General features: G+C 67.1%; 15 protein-coding genes. 7 read left to right on the top strand and 8 right to left on the bottom strand.

Annotated features, from left to right (window positions below):
* Positions 1 to 40: 40 nt before the first annotated feature.
* Complete coding sequence (locus F468_RS0105395) at positions 41 to 577, bottom strand: RDD family protein (RefSeq protein ID WP_018138159.1); 537 nt, start codon at positions 575 to 577, stop codon at positions 41 to 43.
* 62 nt (positions 578 to 639) lie between these two features.
* Here F468_RS0105395 and F468_RS0105400 point away from each other — a divergent pair, with 62 nt between their 5' ends.
* On the top strand, positions 640 to 1,005 hold the full coding sequence (locus tag F468_RS0105400) for a PilZ domain-containing protein (protein WP_018174552.1): 366 nt from the start codon (positions 640 to 642) through the stop codon (positions 1,003 to 1,005).
* 51 nt (positions 1,006 to 1,056) lie between these two features.
* Here F468_RS0105400 and glp read toward each other — a convergent pair whose 3' ends face one another.
* From glp to mobA, 3 genes are all read right to left on the bottom strand, one after another.
* A complete protein-coding gene (gene glp, locus F468_RS0105405; protein WP_018994728.1) occupies positions 1,057 to 2,301 on the bottom strand; it encodes a gephyrin-like molybdotransferase Glp in 1,245 nt (414 codons plus the stop codon).
* 27 nt (positions 2,302 to 2,328) lie between these two features.
* Positions 2,329 to 2,865, bottom strand: a complete 537-nt coding sequence (gene mobB, locus F468_RS0105410) for a molybdopterin-guanine dinucleotide biosynthesis protein B (protein ID WP_018174554.1) — start codon at positions 2,863 to 2,865, stop codon at positions 2,329 to 2,331.
* 64 nt (positions 2,866 to 2,929) lie between these two features.
* Positions 2,930 to 3,496: a molybdenum cofactor guanylyltransferase MobA gene (mobA, locus tag F468_RS0105415; RefSeq protein ID WP_018994729.1), complete on the bottom strand. Its 567-nt coding sequence runs from the start codon at positions 3,494 to 3,496 to the stop codon at positions 2,930 to 2,932.
* A 137-nt stretch (positions 3,497 to 3,633) separates the two neighbouring features.
* On the opposite strand from mobA, the gene F468_RS0105420 reads away from it, so the two are divergent.
* The 4 genes from F468_RS0105420 (at position 3,634) to F468_RS0105435 (ending at position 7,766) form a co-directional block, all read left to right on the top strand.
* A complete protein-coding gene (locus tag F468_RS0105420; protein WP_018994730.1) occupies positions 3,634 to 5,157 on the top strand; it encodes a nodulation protein NfeD in 1,524 nt (507 codons plus the stop codon).
* A 35-nt stretch (positions 5,158 to 5,192) separates the two neighbouring features.
* Positions 5,193 to 6,038: a slipin family protein gene (locus tag F468_RS0105425; protein WP_018138022.1), complete on the top strand. Its 846-nt coding sequence runs from the start codon at positions 5,193 to 5,195 to the stop codon at positions 6,036 to 6,038.
* A gap of 14 nt (positions 6,039 to 6,052) precedes the next feature.
* Positions 6,053 to 6,958 carry a site-specific tyrosine recombinase XerD gene (xerD, locus tag F468_RS0105430; protein ID WP_018994731.1) on the top strand — a complete coding sequence of 302 codons (906 nt, stop codon included), beginning with the start codon at positions 6,053 to 6,055 and terminating at the stop codon, positions 6,956 to 6,958.
* A 94-nt stretch (positions 6,959 to 7,052) separates the two neighbouring features.
* The gene (locus F468_RS0105435; RefSeq protein ID WP_018138024.1) at positions 7,053 to 7,766 is read left to right on the top strand and encodes a DsbC family protein; all 714 of its coding nucleotides are present in this window, start codon (positions 7,053 to 7,055) and stop codon (positions 7,764 to 7,766) included.
* 148 nt (positions 7,767 to 7,914) lie between these two features.
* Here F468_RS0105435 and trxA read toward each other — a convergent pair whose 3' ends face one another.
* Positions 7,915 to 8,790 carry a thioredoxin gene (gene trxA / locus F468_RS0105440; protein WP_018138026.1) on the bottom strand — a complete coding sequence of 292 codons (876 nt, stop codon included), beginning with the start codon at positions 8,788 to 8,790 and terminating at the stop codon, positions 7,915 to 7,917.
* Positions 8,791 to 9,108: 318 nt separating this feature from the next.
* Between trxA and parE the strand changes: the two genes are divergently transcribed.
* Both parE and F468_RS0105450 read left to right on the top strand, forming a co-directional pair.
* On the top strand, positions 9,109 to 10,995 hold the full coding sequence (gene parE, locus F468_RS0105445) for a DNA topoisomerase IV subunit B (RefSeq protein WP_018138027.1): 1,887 nt from the start codon (positions 9,109 to 9,111) through the stop codon (positions 10,993 to 10,995).
* Between the two features lie 125 nt (positions 10,996 to 11,120).
* Positions 11,121 to 11,693, top strand: a complete 573-nt coding sequence (locus tag F468_RS0105450) for a Spy/CpxP family protein refolding chaperone (RefSeq protein WP_018994278.1) — start codon at positions 11,121 to 11,123, stop codon at positions 11,691 to 11,693.
* 44 nt (positions 11,694 to 11,737) lie between these two features.
* On the opposite strand, the gene F468_RS0105455 is transcribed toward F468_RS0105450, so the two are convergent.
* The 3 genes from F468_RS0105455 to F468_RS0105465 all read right to left on the bottom strand — a co-directional run bounded on the left by F468_RS0105455 (position 11,738) and on the right by F468_RS0105465 (position 13,966).
* Complete coding sequence (locus tag F468_RS0105455; RefSeq protein ID WP_018138029.1) at positions 11,738 to 12,064, bottom strand: DUF3634 family protein; 327 nt, start codon at positions 12,062 to 12,064, stop codon at positions 11,738 to 11,740.
* Between the two features lie 12 nt (positions 12,065 to 12,076).
* On the bottom strand, positions 12,077 to 12,919 hold the full coding sequence (locus F468_RS0105460) for a M48 family metallopeptidase (RefSeq protein ID WP_038049031.1): 843 nt from the start codon (positions 12,917 to 12,919) through the stop codon (positions 12,077 to 12,079).
* A gap of 99 nt (positions 12,920 to 13,018) precedes the next feature.
* Positions 13,019 to 13,966 (bottom strand): nitroreductase family protein, encoded by a 948-nt coding sequence (locus F468_RS0105465; RefSeq protein ID WP_018994732.1) that lies wholly within the window; start codon positions 13,964 to 13,966, stop codon positions 13,019 to 13,021.
* Between the last annotated feature and the right edge of the window lie 18 nt (positions 13,967 to 13,984).

Below are 13,984 nucleotides of genomic sequence, written 5' to 3' on the forward strand. Positions count from 1 at the left end.
AAAGGACCCTGCGGGCTCCGGGGCCGCAGGCGGCGTCGGTTCAGGCCGCCTTGTCTTTTTTCCAGCGTGGTTTGGCCAAGCCCGGGATGCGTACCAGCTCGGTCCCGGACAGCCAGTCGTGCAGCATCCAGCGCCGTGGATGGAACTGCGACAGCCCCAGCGCGAAGATCGCTGCGGCGGTAACCGCCACGGTCGCCACGGCGCCGTGTTCGCGCACCGCCCAGATCGCCATCAGCACCACCAGCCACTGGGCGGCCGCCACCAGATAGCGCAGCGTGGCCTGCCAGGCGTTGACCGGCTGGCCATGCTCGGTGCGCAGCTGGATGTTCCAGGTCTGCAGGCCCAGGGTCTGCCCGGTGCGCGTCCAGAACCAGAAAAAGAATGCCCAGCCCACGAACAGGTTGGCGATGAAATGCGCGCGGGTGGAGTACCAGCCGGTCAGGTTGCCCAGTGCCACCACGATCATGCCCAGCACCATCCAGATCGCGATCAACAGCAGGGCGTCGTAGATGATCGCGCCGAAGCGGCGCAGCAGGCCGGCGGGCAGGCCTTCGATATTCTTGGGGTCTTGGCTCATGGGCAGGGTCGGGATCGGTATGCAGGTTGGTGGAACGGGCAAGGAGCGCGTAGTCTTCCTGTATGGAGCGACGGTTTCAACGTATCCCCCTGGAGTTTCCGGCCACCCTGGTCCATGCGAACGGGGAATGTCCCGTGCGCGTCGAGGACATATCGCTGCGCGGTGTCCTGGTCGAGGGGGCGCAGATCCCAGTTTTTGAGCCAGATGCCGTGGTCACGCTGGACATCCCTTTGTCCGACGAGGCGCGGATCGCGTTCGAGGGTCGCGTACGCTGGCAGGAGGGCCTGTGGCTGGGACTCGAGATCGAGGCGATGCCGCTGGAATCGGCGACGCACCTGCGCCGCCTGGTCGAGCTCAATCTGGGTGACGAGGCCCTGCTGGAGCGGGAATTTGCCGCCATGGCCGAGTCCGCCCCGACTCGCGAATAAGTCAGCCTTCAAAGCAAAGGCCCCAGCCTGCAATCCCGAAGGCTGCGGCGATCAGAAGACTTCCCGGAACGGGAGCACCTCCACCCATTCGCCCACGCGCGCCCCGTCGGACTCGCGCGGCAGCACGATGTAGGCATTGGCCTCGCTCATCGCGCGCAGTTGGTGCGAGCTCTGGCCACCGGCCGACCGCACGATCCAACCACGATCATCGGTCGCAAGCACGGCCCGCTGGAAGTCCTTGCGGCCGGGAGTCTTGTGCAGGTCCTCCACCAGGCGAGCGCTGATGGTCTGCGGTGGCGTGGTGTCGCGTCCGGCCAAGGCCTGCAGGGCAGGTCGCACCAGCAGGGCGAAGGTCGTCATGACCGCGACCGGGTTGCCGGGCAGGCCGAAGAAATGCGCGTGGCCGATGCGACCGAAGGCTAGTGGTCGGCCCGGCTTGATCGCCATCTTCCAGAAGCAGACCTGGCCCGAGGCCTGCAGCACGCGGGTCACGTGGTCGGCGTCGCCGACCGAGACCCCACCGGTGGTGATGATCAGGTCCGCCTCCTGTCCGGCGCGCTCCAGCGCCTCGCGCACCGCAGCCTCGGTATCGCGGATCACGCCGTAGTCCAGCGCCTCGACCGGGTAGGACGCCAGCAGCGCGCGCAGCGTGTGGCGGTTGGAGTCATGGATCTGGCCCGGTCCCAGCGGCTGTCCCAGCGGCACCAGTTCGTCGCCGGTGGAGAAGAATGCGACCCGCGGCTTGCGCAGTACTTGCAGTTCGCCGATCCCCTGGCTGGCCAGCACGCCGATCTCGGCCGCCCCGATGACATGCCCCCTGGCGAATAGCGCGGTCCCGCTGGCAGTGTCGCTGCCCGGGCCGCGAATGTTGTGCCCGGGCGCCAGGCCGCCGTTGTGCAGGCGAATCCCGGTTTCGCCGACGCGCTCGACCTGTTCCTGCATGATCACGACGTCGGCCCCGTCCGGGACCACGGCGCCGGTCAGGATGCGCACGCACTGGCCCGGTGTCACCGTGCCGTCCCAGGGGTGCCCGGCGGCCGAAGTCCCGGCCAGCATCAGCTCGCGGCCCTCGACGGCGTCGTCGGCGCGCAGGGCATAGCCATCCATCGCCGAGACGGCGGCCGGCGGGACGTCGATACGGGCGGCGACCGGCTCGGCCAGGGTGCGGCCCAGCGCCGATTCCAGTGCCAACGTCTCGGATTCGGTCAGTGCATCGCAGGCCTGCAGGATGGCCGCGCGCGCCTGTTCCAGGGTCAGTGCGTTGGGGTCGAATTCGTCGCAGCTGGGCACGGACATAGCGCTCGGCGTCTCCGGGGCAGGTGTTCAGGGGTTCAGGTTGAAGTGGTCAATGATAAAACGCGCGATCGTATCGGGGTCGTTGATCGGCAGCAGGGGGCCGTCGAAGTCCAGCTCGGCGGCATCGGTCGCGACCGCGATCACGCCGGGGATCTCCGGGTAGAGCGGGGGCTTGCCGACGGCCGGCCGGTGGACCTCGATTTTCGGCAGGTCGGCCTGCTTGAAGCCCTCGACCAGGATCAGGTCTGCGCGCTCCGGGTCCAGACGCGAGCAGAGCATGTCCAGGTCCGGCACGCGGCCATCGTCGGTCTCCGGGGTCTCCACCATCAGCGCATAGCGCCGGGAGGAGGCGACCAGCATCTGGTCCGCGCCGGCATGGCGCAGCTCGTAGCTGTCCTTGCCGGGGGTATCCACGTCGAAGGCATGGTGGGCATGCTTGATCACGGCCGGGCGCTGGCCACGGGCGCGCAGGGCGGGGATCACCGCCTTGAGCAGGGTCGTTTTGCCGCTGCCGCTCCAGGCGGCAAAACCAATGCGCGGGAGTTTGGTCGGGTTTGGGTTCATGGCCACCTGCTTGCGTTATGCACGCCCAAGTATAGCGATAACCGGTGGCAGCGGGAGGGGGCGCTCAGCCGACCAGATCCTCGGGCGTGTTCAGGTTGACGAAGGCGCCGGGCTGGTCGGAGAAGTCGACCACCGTGGCGCCGATGTCGCGGAACCAGCGGCCGACCGCGAGTGGGCCATGTGCGAGATCCGTTTCCAGGCGCGCGGCCAGGTCGGGTCTGAGCAGGGCGAACAGCGGTTGCAGGCGTTCGCCGTCGTGGGCGATCGCGGCCGGGGCGGCGCAGGAGCCCAGCGCCTGGCCCAGTCTTGCGGCCAGATTCGGAGCTAGGTGCGGGGCATCCACCGGGACACAGAGCAGGGTGTGGCCGGGGGCGTGCGCCCATGTCGCGGCGATCCCGGCCAGCGGCCCCGGGTAATCGGGGCGCGTATCCGGCAGACAGGGAAACCCCAGCGCCTGATAGCGGTCGATATCGGTGTTGGCGCTGATCACGATGGAGTCCACTTGCGGCCGCAGACGTTCGATCACCTGTTCCACCAGTGGGCGGCCCTGGTACTCCACCCAGCCCTTGTTGCGCCCGCCCATGCGTCGACCCTGTCCGCCGGCCAGGACCAGGCCGAGTGGCGGAAGCATTGCCTTGTTCGTGGGGGATGCGGACATCGGGATTGGGGAATCAGCGGCGCAATAGCCTATGGTTTAGGGTGGGGGCACGTACCGGGTGAAGCGTTGCCGAGTGTACGACGAAACAGGACCGACGGGAGAGGAAGCCCATGAAGCGAGGCGGCATGCGCCTCTGGCGAACCGTAATCTGGCTGGCGTTCCTGCTGCTGGGGGCCGGCTGGCTGGCGATGTCTACGCTGGCGGACACCGGGCAGCGGCAGGCACTGGTGCTGACCGTGGAAGATGCCATTGGTCCGGCCACCGGCGATTACATCCGCCGCGGTATCGAGCGCGCGGAGGCCGAGGACGCCGAGATCATGGTCCTGATGCTGGATACCCCGGGCGGGCTGGATTCCAGCATGCGCAGCATTATCCGCAACATCCTGCAATCGGATGTCCCGGTGGTCACCTATGTCCACCCTTCGGGTGCCCGCGCGGCCAGTGCCGGGACCTACATCCTCTACGGTTCGCATGTCGCCGCGATGACCCCGGCCACCAACCTCGGTTCTGCCACGCCGGTGCAGATGGGCGGAGGCGGCCTGCCGGGCATGGATCCGCCGGAAGAGGAGGAAGAAGAGGCCACCGACGAGACCAATGGCAATGGCGACAACGGCAACGGTAACGGCAACGGCAACGGCAACGGCAACGGCGACAACGGCGAGGTCGAACCGGCCACCGAGGAGGAACTGCTGGAAGACGATCCCCCCTCACCCCGCCGGGGCGGCGACGCGATGGAGCGCAAGGTGCTGGAAGATGCGGTGTCCTACATCCGCGGCCTGGCCGAGCGCTACGACCGCAACGCCGAGTGGGCCGAGGAGACAGTGCGCGAGGGCTCCAACCTGACCGCGACTGCCGCGCTGGAACAGAACGTGATCGATTTCGTCGCGGACAACCTCGACGACCTGCTGGCGCAGATCGACGGCCATACCGTGCGTATGCACGACGGCGAGCGGACGCTGTCGACCGAGGGGCTGGAGATTGTGCGCATGGATCCGGACTGGCGCACCCAGTTGCTGTCGCTGATCACCAACCCGAATATCGCCTACATCCTGATGCTGATCGGGATATACGGCATCATCTTCGAGCTGGCCAATCCGGGCGCGATCTATCCCGGGGTGATCGGCTCGATCGCGCTGATACTGGCGTTCTTCGCGCTGCAGGTGATGCCGGTGAACTACGCGGGCCTGGCGCTGATGCTGCTGGGCATGATTTTCATGATTGCAGAGGCCTTCGTACCCAGTTTCGGGGCGCTGGGCATAGGAGGAATCGTGGCCTTTACTGTTGGCTCCATCATCCTGTGGGACGACCCGCAGCTGAATGTGGCGATCCCGCTGGTGATTGGCACTGCCATCGCTATCGGCATCCTGTCGGTCTGGGTGCTGGGCCGGCTGTTCAGCCTGCGTGGCAAGAAGCCCGCCACCGGCTACGAAGAGATGATCGGCATGATCGGCGAGGCGCGCGAGGACTTCGACCAAAGCGGTCGAGTCTGGGTCCACAGCGAACAGTGGAACGCGGAGACTTCGGCACCGGTCCGCGAAGGACAGAAGGTGCGGGTGACCGCAATCGAAGGACTCAGGCTTCGGGTCGAACCCGTGACTGAAGAAGACACCCCGGGCACTGCCTCGGCCGGTTAACCGGCGCGGCACCCTCAACACAGAAGGAGCAGGACATGAACGATCTCGGTTTCTTTGTCGTCCCGCTAGTCATCCTGGTCGCCATCATCGTGATGTCGATCAAGGTGCTGCGCGAGTACGAGCGCGGCGTCATCTTCTTCCTCGGCCGTTTCCAGTCGGTGAAGGGCCCGGGCCTGATCATCGTGATTCCGGGCATCCAGCAGATGGTGCGGATCGACCTGCGCATCATCACACTCGACGTGCCCAGTCAGGACGTGATCTCGCAGGACAACGTGACGGTGCGGGTGAACGCGGTGCTGTACTTCCGCGTGGTGGATTCCGCCAAGTCGGTCATCCAGGTCGAGGATTACTACGCTGCGACCAGTCAGCTCGCGCAGACCACGCTGCGCTCCGTGCTCGGCAAGCATGACCTGGACGAGATGCTCTCCGAGCGCGACAAGCTGAACAACGACATCCAGGAGATCCTCGATTCACAGACCGATGCTTGGGGCATCAAGGTCACCAATGTCGAGATCAAGCATGTCGACCTGGACGACTCGATGATCCGCGCGATCGCGCGCCAGGCCGAGGCCGAGCGCGAACGTCGGGCGAAGGTCATCCACGCCGAGGGCGAACTGCAGGCGGCCGAGAAGCTGGTCCAGGCCGCGCAGCAGATGGAGGCGAGCCCGGCCGCGCTGCAGCTGCGTTACCTGCAGACGATGTCCGACATGTCGACGAACGGCAACGCCAACTCGATCTTCTTCCCGCTGCCGCTGGAGCTGACCAAGGTGTTCGAGAACCTCGCCGGCAAGTTCCGCGCGGAGAACCCCGAGGCGCCGGGCAATCCGATGGGTGGTCTCGGCAATCCCGGCAATCCGGGCAACCCGGGAGGTAACCCGTAGGCCGCGCGCGGGCCGTGACCGCAGCGGCAGTCCAGTCCGACACCCTCGACCGCTTCCTCGACGAGCTCTGGGCGGTCGAGGGCCTGTCGGATCACACCCTGGCGGCCTATCGCCGCGACCTTGAGGCCCTGGCGCGCTGGCTGCACGGGCGCGGGGTCGCGCTGGAGACGGCCAGTGGTGCCGATCTGCTGGGATTCGTCAGCGCCCGCATGCATGCGGGCGCGCGGCCAAAGTCGATTACCCGTGCCCTGTCCAGCCAGCGGCGCTTCTACCGCTACCTGGTGCACCAGGGCGAGCGCGAGGATGACCCCAGTGCCGGGATCGAGTCCCCGCGCGCCGGGCGCCCGCTGCCGGACAGCCTGTCCGAAAGCCAGGTCGACGCGCTGCTGGCGGCCCCGGAACTGGATACCGCAGTCGGCCTGCGCGACCGCGCGATGCTGGAGCTGATGTACGCGACCGGCCTGCGCGTGTCCGAGCTGGTCGGCCTGGAGCAGTCCGAGGTGAACACCCGCCAGGGCGTGGTGCGCGTGACCGGCAAGGGCGACAAGGAACGCCTGGTGCCGCTGGGGGAGGAGGCCGTGCACTGGCTGACACGCTATCTGCGCGAGGCCCGGGCCGACCTGATGGCCGGTCATCCGCCGGTGGATACCGTGTTTGTAACGCGGCGTGGCCGGGGACTGACGCGTCAGGCCTTCTGGTATCGCATCAAGCACTATGCACGGGTGGCCGGCATCGAGGCGCCGCTGTCGCCGCATACCCTGCGCCACGCGTTCGCGACCCATCTGCTGGACCACGGGGCGGATCTGCGCGTGGTGCAGATGCTGCTGGGCCACTCCAGCCTGTCGACGACGCAAATCTATACCCACGTCGCACGCGCCCGCCTGCAGAGCCTGCATGCGGAACATCATCCCCGCGGCTGACGTCTATTACCCCAGTTTCGTGCCAGAGCCGGGCGGGCCGTATTGTTGGGCCTGCTAGACTGGCCTCCTTTTTTGTACAGCCACGAGAGAGTCCATGTTTGTAAAACGCGCACTGCCCCTGGCCGTCCTGCTGGCCGCCTTCACTACCACCGCCGCCGCGACCGATGCCATCGAGGAGCGCATGGCCGAGGTCATCCCCAATGCCGAGATCGACAGCATCCAGGAAACCGGCATGGACGGGATCTACGAGGTGCGCTACGGCACCGAGATCTTCTATGTGTCCGGGGATGGCAAGTACCTGCTGCAGGGCAACCTGATTGACCTGGATACCCGTGACAACCTGACCCAGGGTTCGCTGCGGGGCGTGCGTGCCGACATGTTCGCCGAGATCGACGACAGCGAACTGGTCGTCTATTCACCGAACGGCGACACCCGCGGCGTGCTGAACGTGTTTACCGATCCGAATTGCCCCTACTGCCGCGAGATCCACCAGGACATCCCGCAGTACCTGGAGGCCGGTATCAAGGTGCGCTACCTGATGTTCCCGGTGCTGGGGCAGAACTCCCCGGAGATCATGGACCGGATCTGGTGTGCGGATGACCGCGAGGACGCGATGGATCGCGCCAAGGCCGGTGACACTCTGGACGACATCGACGGCAGCTGCGGCACCCCGCAGGACGCGCACATGGCGCTGGGCCAGCAGCTGAATCTGCGCGGCACCCCGGCCCTGATCACCGAGGACGGCCAGCAGATGTCCGGCTACCAGGAGCCGGAGGCCGTGATCGAACGGATCGTCGGCAGCAACTGATCCAGCACCTCCCGGGTGGTGCTGCCTCGATCCATCCCGGGGCACCGCCCTGTAGGAGGCCAGCCTTCTGGCCGATGCAGCGCATGCCGGAGCGGGCTTGCCTGCGGGGTCCCCACCTGCGCGGATGAGGGCGTCGGTGTTTGCCTGATCAATACAGCAACGAGGCCATCTGCCGCCGGTACTGTCCGACCAGCGGATGGTCATCCCCCAGCACCTTGAATGCGGCCAGCAGGCCCTTCTGGCCGGCGCCGTCGTTGTAGGCGCGGTGCTGCTTCATCAGTTGCAGGTACAGCCCCAGCGCCTCCTCGGCACGGCCCGAGAGGATCGCGTAGGCGGCCATCTTCTCCAGTGCCTCGGGGCTGGGGTTGCCGGACTGGATCTCCGTCGCCACGGCCTGCGGGTCGATGCCGGCTGCGGTCTTGGCGAAGACTAGTCGCGCACGCAGTTCCTTCACCGCGTCCTGTTCGTGCTGGTCCAGCGGCAGCTTGTTCAGCTCCGCTTCGGCGGCGTCCGCATCGCCAGACTGGGCCAGCGCTCGGGCCAGCTCGATGCGCAGGTCGCCATTGTCGGGGTCTTCCTCGAGCGCGGCCCTGAGCGTGGCCAGGGCACCGTCCACATCGCCGGTTTTCGCCTGTTCGCGCGCCTGTTCGATGATCCTGTCCGAGGGCTTTTCCAGGTAGCGGTCGATCATCGCGCGGATGTTCGGCTCCGGCTGTACGCCCATGAACTGGTCCACCGGCTTGCCGTGGCGAAACACCATCACGGTGGGCAGGCTGCGCACGCCGTACTGCTGGGCCAGGGCCTGCTGCTCGTCGCTGTTGACCTTGGCCAGGCGGAACTTGCCGGCGTACTGCGCGGCCAGTTGCTGCAGGAGCGGCATCAGCTGCTGGCAGGGCCCGCACCAGGCGGCCCAGAAGTCGACCATGACCGGGCGGCGGGCGGATTCTTCCAGCACGGCCTGCTGGAAGCTTTCCTGGGTGACGTCGAGGATATCGTCGCCGGTTATGCTCGCGGCTTCTTCCATCGGAAACCTCCTGTGAAGACGGGGATACGGAATCTGTCCTGCATTGTTGGGATCGGAACCGGGATTGCAAGCAGCCTTTCCCCCGCGGGCTTTGGTACGCTGCGCACAGGCCACCGCGCTGGCCACGAATACGGTTGCCCCGTCATTGCGAGAAGGCGTAGCCGACGAAGCAATCTCCCCGGGCGGCTCCGACGCTGGCCCGGACCAATGTCGGTGGTTTCGTTGGGAGGTTGCTTCGTCGCTTCACTCCTCGCAATGACGGTGCCTGTTCAGAAGGCCGGGTTCGGCAAAGGGCATGATCAATAAAGGGGTTCCTGTGTGAGCTATTCCGCATCCGATATCGAGGTCCTCGAGGGGCTGGACCCGGTGCGCAAGCGCCCGGGCATGTATACCGACACGACCCGCCCGAACCACCTCGCGCAGGAGGTGATCGACAACTCGGTGGACGAGGCGATCAGTGGCCACGCCAAGCGCATCGACGTGATCCTGCACAAGGACGACTCGGTATCCGTTTCCGATGACGGCCGTGGCATGCCGGTGGACCTGCACCCGCGCGAGAACCGCCCGGGGGTAGAGGTGATCCTGTCCACGCTGCATGCAGGCGGGAAGTTCTCCGACAAGAACTACCAGTTCTCGGGCGGCCTGCACGGGGTGGGCGTGTCGGTGGTCAATGCCCTGTCGCAGAAGCTCGAGGTGCAGATCAAGCGTGACGGGCGCGAGTACCGCATGGCCTTCGCCGGCGGCCACAAGACGCAGGACCTGGAACCGGTGGGGGAGGTCGGCAAGCGCAATACCGGCACCACGCTGCACTTCTGGCCGGACCCGCAGTATTTCGATTCGGCGAAGTTCTCGGTACCTCGGCTGAAGCACATCCTGCGCGCCAAGGCGGTGCTGTGCCCGGGTCTGACCGTCACCTTCCGCGACGAGACCACCGGCGAGGCCTGCGAGTGGTGCTATCAGGCGGGCCTCCGCGACTATCTGGTGGAGGCGCTGGACGGCCTGGAGCGCCTGCCGGAGGAGCCCTTCATGGGCGCGATGGCCGGCGCCACCGAGGCGGTGGACTGGGCGGTGACCTGGTTGCCGGAGGGCGGCGAGGTCGTCAGTGAGAGCTACGTGAACCTGATCCCGACCACCCAGGGCGGCACGCACGTGAACGGCCTGCGCACCGGTCTGACCGACGCGGTGCGCGAGTTCTGCGAGTTCCGCAGCCTGCTTCCGCGCGGTATCAAGCTGGCGCCGGAGGATGTCTGGGAGCGGGTCGCCAGCGTGCTGTCGTTCAAGATGCAGGACCCGCAGTTTGCCGGGCAGACCAAGGAGCGTCTGTCTTCGCGTCAGGCCGCGCCGTTTGTCTCCGGCGTGGTCAAGGACGCCTTCAGCCTGTGGCTGAATCAGCACCCGCAGCAGGGCGAGCGCATCGCCGAACTGGCGATCCAGAACGCGCAGAAGCGCAGCCGCGCCGGGCGCAAGGTGGTGCGCAAGAAGGTCACCCAGGGCCCGACGTTGCCGGGCAAGCTGGCGGACTGCGCCAGCCAGGACCTGGAGCGCACCGAACTGTTCCTGGTCGAGGGCGACTCGGCCGGTGGCTCTGCCAAGCAGGCGCGCGATCGCGACTTTCAGGCGATCATGCCGCTGCGCGGCAAGATCCTGAATTCCTGGGAGGTCGATCCGGACCAGGTGCTCGGATCGCAGGAGATCCACGACATCTCCGTGGCCCTGGGCGTGGACCCGGGCCAGGCCAGCCTGGACGGGCTGCGCTACGGCAAGGTCTGCATCCTGGCCGATGCGGACTCCGACGGCGCGCACATCGCCACCCTCCTGTGCGCGCTGTTCCTGAAACACTTCCGGCCGCTGGTGGAGCGGGGGCATATCTACATCGCGATGCCGCCGCTATATCGCGTGGACGTCGGCAAGCAGACGTTCTACGCCCTGGACGACGACGAGAAGGCCGGGGTGCTGGAACGCATCGAGGCGGAAAAGCTGAAGGGCAAGGTCTCGGTGACCCGCTTCAAGGGCCTCGGCGAGATGAACCCGCTACAGCTGCGCGAGACCACCATGAACCCGGACACCCGGCGCCTGGTGCAGCTCACGCTGGACGCCGCCGACGACACCCAGCAACTGATGGACATGCTGCTCGGCAAGAAACGCGCCTCCGAACGCCGCGCCTGGCTGGAAGGCAAGGGCCACCTGGCCGACGTCGCCGTTTAAGGAAGTCACGTGCCCATGCATGTGCTCGTGCTCGGTTGGTTGCCCGCGCTTGTAGCGGAACCCGACCATCCCTTAGGGGGTCGATCATGCGTTATGCCCGACGAATCATCCCCAAGGAGTCGCTGATGAAATCTCTGGCCCCAGTGCGCTGGGTTATCGGGTTGGCGCTGGCCGGCTGTATGGCCCCCGCGCTGGCCAACCCGTATACGACGCTGCAGGACCGCGAGATCAAGGCCCTGTCGGCCGAGGAGCAGGAGGGTCTGCTGGATGGGCAGGGGCTGGGGATGGCCCTGCCGGCGGAGCTGCATGGCTATCCCGGTCCGCTCCATGTGCTGGAGGTGGCCGATCAACTGGATCTCAGTGCCGAGCAGCAGGCGGAGACCGAGCGGCTGTTCGATGCCATGCGCGAGCAGGCGCGGGAGCTGGGGCAGCGGATCGTCGATCTGGAGCGTGAGCTTGACGAGCGCTTTGCCTCGCGCGAGATCACCAGCGACCAGATCGAGGCGCTGACGGTCGAGATCGGCGAGTTGCGTGGGCGGCTGCGCCACGTCCATCTTTCCCACCACCTGGAAATGGACGAGCTGCTGTCGGATGAGCAGAAGGAGGCCTACCAGCGTGCCCGTGGCTACGACGAGGATCGGCCCGGCGCGCACGGACATCAGCACGGCCACGATCACCACCATGGCCACGGCCACTGATCGGGGCGCCGTTCAAGGGCGCGAATCGGCGCCCCAGTGCTCTTTTAGCGGCGTTTGCGGCGGCGCCGACGGCCGAGCTTGATGCGCTTCAGGGCGGTTTGCAGCTCGCCCTGCGCCTCGCGGGGGATGGAGCCGGAGGCGCGCAGGCGTGCGCCCTCGCGGGTGCGCATCGCGGTCAGGCGGCCGCGCTGGATGCCGTAGCGCCGGGCGACATCCCGGGCTGTGTGCTCGAAGTGCATGGGCACGTCGCCGCGCCGTGCCCGCGGCTTGCCGTCCACGATCTCGAGGCTGAACAGGATGCTGGCCTGCCAGATGATCAATGCCGCTGCGGCCAGCAGCAGCGCAATCATCAGCAGTAACGCGGTGAGCATGGACATTTCGGTCTAATCCGACTCCGGTTCCGGTAGTGCTTCGACCTGGCGGCGAAAGCGCTGGAAATCATCGCTGTCTCGAGCCAGCCCGTCCAGTGTTTCCTGCGGGAGCGCGTCGATCCGCGCCTGGGTGTTCTCCACACGCTCGCGGGTGGTGGGGTGTGTGGCGAAGAACTGCTCGACCCGGCCGGGATCCCGGTCGCGCTCGTCCAGCAGGGTTTCGAAGAACGAGACGAGGCCAATGGGGTGGATACCGGCATCCACCAGGTAGCCAATGGCCACGTCGTCCGCCTCGCGCTCCGCCTCGCGGCTGTAGCCGGCGAACACGCCCGCGGCGCCGACCTGCACGGCCACCTGCTCCGCCGCGCCAGGGTCGCGTCCGAGAATCACGCCGTAGACGACGGCGAGCCCCATTTCGGCCTGCTGCGCACGGCGCCACTGGTCGATGCCATGGCGCTTCACCACATGCCCGACCTCGTGCGCCAGCACGCCGGCCAGCTCGGACATGTCATCGGCCCGCTCGATCAGGCCGCGGTAGACATAGATATGGCCGCCGGGCACGGCGAAGGCGTTCACGTCCGGCCCGTTGACGACGTAGAAGGTGTAGTCGATCTCTTCGCGATCGTCGGCCACCGCCGCGATCGAGCGGCCCAGCGAATTGATGTAGTCGTTGATGGCCGGCTCTTCGACGATGGGCAACTCCGCGTTCATCTCCTCGGCCAGTTCCTCGCCCAGCTGGCGTTCCTCCTGCACCGAGACTCGCGGTGCGCAGGCGCTCGCCAGCACAAACACACCGACCAGGGCCAGCACTGCGGCCAGCCGTCCATACGCCCTCTGTATTCCTTGTGTTGTCATGCTGTCCCTCTCGTGCTGTCGCGTGCCCTTGTGTCTCCAACATAGAGCGTTTTGGCTCGCGCGGGGAGGGCCGGAATCGTACGTGGGTCTGCGTTTGCCTCAGTGTTTCAGCAAGTCGTCCAGCGGGCGGCGCGGCGTAGGGTGGGATGTGCCGTCCGGGAGGCCCAGCGCGAACAGCAGTTGCGGCTGGCCCCCACCCAGGGTCTCGGCCAGTTGCGGGCGCCAATCGGCCTGCTGGACGGGCTGATTCAGGTAGCGGGCGCAGAGCCCGTGCCGGGCGGCTTCGAGCAGTACGCGCTGCAGGGCCTGTCCGGCGGTCAGCCACTGCATCGGACCCTCGATCCCGGTGCCCAATGCCAGCAGCAACGGGGCCGCCCGCGCCGCCCTTGCCTCGCCGCGCGCCATCGCGCGGGCGGGTACCAGGTGACGGACGCTCCAGCGGGCCAGGCCGCCGGTCACACGACCGACCGGCAGGCCGTCGCCCCGGGAGGCCGGGCGCATCCACTGCGCCAGTTCGCGGCGCCAGGCGGGATTCTTCCATTGTGCAGCGGTCGCCGCGTGGATCAGGTTGGCGACCTCCTCGCGGCGCTCGTCGCCCGTGACCGGGCGCAGCCAGGCCCCTTCCTGGCGGGCGGCATGCACGAGTGTTTCGACGATGTCCGGGGAGATTTCGCCGGTGAGAAACCGGCCACGCCAGGAGCGGCGTTCACCAATCCATTCTCGCAGCGGTGCCAGGTCCTGCTGGCCTGCTCCCCCATGGTGCCCAGTCAACAGCCGCACGAACGGGCCGTCGCCCGCCTGTTCCGGCCGCACGTTCAGGCCCTGGCCGTCCGCGGCGGCGGCCACGCGCAGGTTCAGCACCGCACAGCCGCAGCTGATGATGCGTTCGCGCCCGGTCGGGTCGTTCACCGGAAGCGAACGCGACGGGTCGGTCCAGACCTCCACTCCCGCGCGGTCCACACGGAACCGCCAGGGCTGGGTGTTGTGCGAGGAGGGCGCCTGTCCGGCCAGGCGGAGCCACTCGCGAATGACGGGGTCGATCTCCATACCGCCAACATACCGCTC

The organism is Thioalkalivibrio sp. ALJ2, from assembly GCF_000378325.1.
Taxonomy (GTDB): domain Bacteria; phylum Pseudomonadota; class Gammaproteobacteria; order Ectothiorhodospirales; family Ectothiorhodospiraceae; genus Thioalkalivibrio.

Coding starts and splice junctions, on each gene's coding strand:
- F468_RS0105395 (WP_018138159.1), bottom strand. CDS start 577: ATGAGCCAAGACCCCAAGAATATCGAAGGCCTGCCCGCCGGCCTGCTG.
- F468_RS0105400 (WP_018174552.1), top strand. CDS start 640: ATGGAGCGACGGTTTCAACGTATCCCCCTGGAGTTTCCGGCCACCCTG.
- glp (WP_018994728.1), bottom strand. CDS start 2,301: ATGTCCGTGCCCAGCTGCGACGAATTCGACCCCAACGCACTGACCCTG.
- mobB (WP_018174554.1), bottom strand. CDS start 2,865: ATGAACCCAAACCCGACCAAACTCCCGCGCATTGGTTTTGCCGCCTGG.
- mobA (WP_018994729.1), bottom strand. CDS start 3,496: ATGCTTCCGCCACTCGGCCTGGTCCTGGCCGGCGGACAGGGTCGACGC.
- F468_RS0105420 (WP_018994730.1), top strand. CDS start 3,634: ATGAAGCGAGGCGGCATGCGCCTCTGGCGAACCGTAATCTGGCTGGCG.
- F468_RS0105425 (WP_018138022.1), top strand. CDS start 5,193: ATGAACGATCTCGGTTTCTTTGTCGTCCCGCTAGTCATCCTGGTCGCC.
- F468_RS0105435 (WP_018138024.1), top strand. CDS start 7,053: ATGTTTGTAAAACGCGCACTGCCCCTGGCCGTCCTGCTGGCCGCCTTC.
- trxA (WP_018138026.1), bottom strand. CDS start 8,790: ATGGAAGAAGCCGCGAGCATAACCGGCGACGATATCCTCGACGTCACC.
- F468_RS0105450 (WP_018994278.1), top strand. CDS start 11,121: ATGAAATCTCTGGCCCCAGTGCGCTGGGTTATCGGGTTGGCGCTGGCC.
- F468_RS0105455 (WP_018138029.1), bottom strand. CDS start 12,064: ATGCTCACCGCGTTACTGCTGATGATTGCGCTGCTGCTGGCCGCAGCG.
- F468_RS0105460 (WP_038049031.1), bottom strand. CDS start 12,919: ATGACAACACAAGGAATACAGAGGGCGTATGGACGGCTGGCCGCAGTG.
- F468_RS0105465 (WP_018994732.1), bottom strand. CDS start 13,966: ATGGAGATCGACCCCGTCATTCGCGAGTGGCTCCGCCTGGCCGGACAG.